This window comes from Xanthobacter sp. BG11Y11_SDJG, from assembly GCF_057364445.1.
On record NZ_JBNFNU010000375.1, the window covers coordinates 1 to 4,147 of the forward strand.

The following is a 4,147-nucleotide window of genomic DNA, read 5'->3' on the forward strand; positions in this document are numbered from 1 at the left end:
GCGGTCGGCGGCCTCGATGGCGGCGACGGCGCCGCGGCGAGCGCGAGAACGAGGGCCAAGGCGGACCCCCAGGAGGCCCATCCCGGCGATGGCCGGCCGGAGCCCGGCGGGCGGTGACGGAAGACGGCGCATGGCGGCCCTCGCTGATGTTCGCGAGCGAAGGCTAGCACAGCCGCGCCGCCCCGCTCACCCGGAGCCGGTCAAACCGCCCGCCGCCGCCGTCCCGCGCCGCCGCGAAACCGCACGCCAGGCAGCGCGGGAAATGCCCTAGCCGCGCGGCCAGGGCGTCTCCGCCACGGGCGTGACCGGGCCCTTGCCGTCGAACCAGGAGACGAGGTTGTCCACCACCAGCTGGCCCATGGCGCCGCGGGTGTGGTGGGTGGCCGAGCCCACGTGCGGCAGCAGCACCACGTTGTCGAGGGCGAAGAAGCCTTCCGGCACGTGCGGCTCGTCCTGGAACACGTCGAGGCCGGCGGCCAGAATGGTCCGCTCCTGGAGCGCCTTCAGCAGCGCCTCCTCGTCCACCACCGTGCCGCGGGCGACATTGATGAGGATGCCGTCCGGCCCCAGCGCCTCCAGCACCGCGGCATTCACCATGTGGCGGGTCGCCGGCCCGCCCGGCACGATGACGACGATCACGTCCACGTCCCGCGCCATGGCGATCAGGTCGCCATAGTGCCGATAGGGCACGCCCGGCTGCGCCCGGCGGGAGTGGTAGACCACCGGCACCGAGAAGGCGTCGAGCCGCCTGGCGATGGCCTGGCCGATGCGGCCCATGCCGATCAGCCCAACGGTGCGCTCGCGCAAGGTGGGACCGAGCGGGAATGCGCCGCTCTTCCAGCCGCCGGCGCGCACGAAGCGGTCGGCCTGCGGAATTTCGCGCACGGTGGCGAGCAGCAGGCCGAGGGTGAGGTCGGCCACCTCCTCGTTCAGCACGTCCGGCGTGTTGGTGACGATCACCCCGCGTGCCGCGGCAGCGGCGGCGTCCACGGTGTCGTAGCCGACACCGAAATTGGCGACGATCTCCACCTTCGGCAGGCGCGCGAGCAACGCGTCGTCCACCTTCACCTTGCCCCGGGTGGCGATCGCCCGGATGGACGGCGCGCGTGCATCGTCCAACTGCTCGATGGGAACGAGGTCGAACCGCGGGGCGAGCTGTCGCTCCACCACGTTCTCCATGACAGGGCCGATGACAAGGATCGCGGAACGCGCGGCGTCGCTCATGAGGGGATCTCGCGGGTCTGGGGGTGGGTCGGATGGGGACTAGACTTTAGGAGAAGAGAGCCCGGCGCGGGCCGGATTGCAACGTCCGCCGAAAGGAACACCGGTGAGGCTTAAGCGCCACCCGGCCCCGATTCAACCGGGTTCAAACGTTTTAATTTGCTCTTGATCCGGACTTCTCCTCGCACCATGATCGCGCCGCGTCCGCAAGAGGCGCGAGGTCACACGCCGTTCATCCCCATGGGAGGAACAGGGTGGGCCAACCAGGATCGCGGGCCGCCCCAGGGCGACCGCGCCGCGTTCAGAAGGGAGAGGACGCACGATGGCGACCGTCGATATTCGCGGTGTGAAGAAGGCGTATGGCTCGACGCAGGTGATCCACGGCGTCGACGTCGATATCCGCGACGGCGAGTTCGTTGTGCTGGTCGGCCCCTCGGGGTGCGGCAAGTCCACTTTGCTGCGCATGATCGCCGGGCTGGAGAACATCACCGCCGGCGAGATCCTGATCGGCAATCGCGTCATCAACGACGTGCCGCCGAAGGAACGGGACATCGCCATGGTGTTCCAGAACTACGCGCTCTATCCGCACATGACGGTGGCCGACAACATGGGCTTCTCGCTGAAGCTCCGCAAGGCGCCGAAGGCGGAGATCAAGGCCCGGGTCGACCGTGCCGCGCAGATCCTCGGCCTGTCCAAGCTGCTCGACCGCTATCCGCGCCAGCTGTCCGGCGGCCAGCGCCAGCGCGTCGCCATGGGCCGCGCCATCGTGCGCGACCCGCAGGTGTTCCTGTTCGACGAGCCGCTGTCCAACCTCGACGCCAAGCTGCGCGTGCAGATGCGCACCGAGATCAAGGAACTGCACCAGCGGCTGAAGACCACCACGGTCTACGTCACCCACGACCAGATCGAGGCCATGACCATGGCCGACAAGATCGTGGTGATGCACGACGGCATCGTCGAGCAGATCGGGGCGCCGCTGGACCTCTACGACCGGCCGGCGAACCAGTTCGTCGCCGGCTTCATCGGCTCGCCGGCCATGAACTTCATCAAGGGCAAGGTGCGGCTCGGGGCCGAGCCGCGCCTGGTGACGGACAGCGGGGTCGAGGTGCCGCTGCCCGACGCCGCCAATCTCACCGACGGCCAGAGCGTCACCTACGGCCTGCGGCCCGAGCACGTGCGGCTCGACCCGGCGGGCGTGCCCGCGCGGGTGGTGGTGACCGAGCCCACCGGCTCGGAAATCCTGGTGGTGGCGCGCCTCGGCGCGGACGAGGGCGAAGAGGGCCAGGAGATCACCTGCCTGTTCCGCGAGCGCCTCGCCTTCACGCCCGGCGAGATGATCCGCATCACCCCGCAGGACGGCCTCACCCACCTCTTCGACGAGGCGACCGGGGCGCGCCTCTGACGGCCAATTTCCAAAGCGTACCCCGGCGAAAAGACCGCCCGCGCCAAAAAGGGCGGCCCGCCGGACAACCCCACAAGACGGGAGGAAACGAAATGACCATTTCGAGACGCGACGTCCTTCTCGGCGGCGCCGGCCTTGCCGCCGGCTCCCTCGCCTCGCCCTTCCTGGGCTCCGTGCCGGCCTTCGCGCAGGTGCCGAAGATCGAGCCCGAGCCCGGCGCCTCCCTGCGCCTCTTGCGCTGGGCGCCGTTCGTGAAGGGCGAGGAGGACGCCTGGATCGCCAATACCAAGAAGTTCACCGAGGCCACCGGCATCGAGGTGCGCATCGACAAGGAGAGCTGGGAGGACATCCGTCCGAAGGCCGCCGTGGCGGCGAATGTCGGCTCCGGCCCGGACATCGTCTGGGTGTGGTTCGACGACGCCCAGCAGTATCCCGACAAGCTGCTCGACGTGACCGACCTCGCCTCCGGCCTCGCCAAGACCTATGGCGGCTTCTATCCCGGCAACGAGGTGTACGCGAAGGTGAACAACCGCTTCGTCGGCCTGCCGCTCGCCACCATCGGCAATGCGGTGGTCTATCGCGACAGCTGGGTGAAGGAGGCCGGGTTCTCGGAATTCCCGAAGGACACCAAGGGCCTGCTGGAGCTGGGCAAGGCCCTGAAGGCCAAGAACCACCCCATGGGCTTCACCCTCGGCCACGGCGTCGGCGACGGCAACAACTTCACCCACTGGGTGCTGTGGAGCCACGGCGGCAAGATGGTGGACGAGAGCGGCAAGGTCGTCCTCAACTCGCCCGAGACGGTGGCGGCGCTGCGCTATGTCGCCGAGCTGTACAAGACCTTCATCCCGGGCACCGAGAGCTGGCTCGACGTGAACAACAACCGCGCCTTCATTGCCGGCGACCTCTCGGTCACGGCCAACGGCGTGTCGGTCTATTACGCGGCGGCGAACGATCCGAAGCTCGCCGACATGGCGGCGGACATGCGGTCCACCAACTTCCCGATCGGCCCGGTGGGCAAGTCGGTGGAGCTGCACCAGACCACCACCGCTTGCATCTTCAAGTATTCCAAGTATCCCAAGGCGGCGCAGGCCTATCTCGCCTACATGTTCGACGCGCCGCAGTACAATGCCTGGCTCCAGGGCGCGAGCGCCTATTGCTGCCAGACGCTGAAGGCGTTCGCCAACAATCCGGTGTGGACCTCCAAGCCGATCCACGCCGCCTATGCCAAGGCGTCCGAGACCCTGCAGCCGAACGGCTATGCCGGTCCGCTCGGGCCGAAGTCCGCCGCCGCCATGGCGGACTGGATCGTGGTGGACATGGTGGCGGAAGCCGCCACCGGCCAGCGCACCCCGGAAGAGGCCGCCAAGCGCGCCCAGGCCCGCGCCGAGCGCATCTACCGCTGAGCCGCGGGCGCGGGGCCCCTCCACCACGCAGGCCCTCTCCCCGGCGGGGAGAGGGAGGTGAGGGAGACCGCGGTCGGGTATCCGCCCACCGGCGCGCCTTGCCTCGGCGGCCCCGCCCTCA

General features: G+C 69.1%; 3 protein-coding genes. 2 read left to right on the forward strand and 1 reads right to left on the reverse strand.

The genetic code is table 11. The features are described 5' to 3' along the window. Nucleotides 1–267 precede the first annotated feature (267 nt). Complete coding sequence (locus tag AC2W7M_RS21005; protein ID WP_486134626.1) at nucleotides 268–1,224, reverse strand: 2-hydroxyacid dehydrogenase; 957 nt, start codon at nucleotides 1,222–1,224, stop codon at nucleotides 268–270. A gap of 319 nt (nucleotides 1,225–1,543) precedes the next feature. Between AC2W7M_RS21005 and AC2W7M_RS21010 the strand changes: the two genes are divergently transcribed. Next, entirely contained in the window at nucleotides 1,544–2,623 is a 1,080-nt protein-coding gene (locus tag AC2W7M_RS21010) for an ABC transporter ATP-binding protein (protein WP_486134628.1), read from the forward strand. Between the two features lie 92 nt (nucleotides 2,624–2,715). Then, nucleotides 2,716–4,026 (forward strand): ABC transporter substrate-binding protein, encoded by a 1,311-nt coding sequence (locus AC2W7M_RS21015; protein ID WP_486134629.1) that lies wholly within the window; start codon nucleotides 2,716–2,718, stop codon nucleotides 4,024–4,026. The last annotated feature ends 121 nt before the right edge of the window (nucleotides 4,027–4,147 follow it).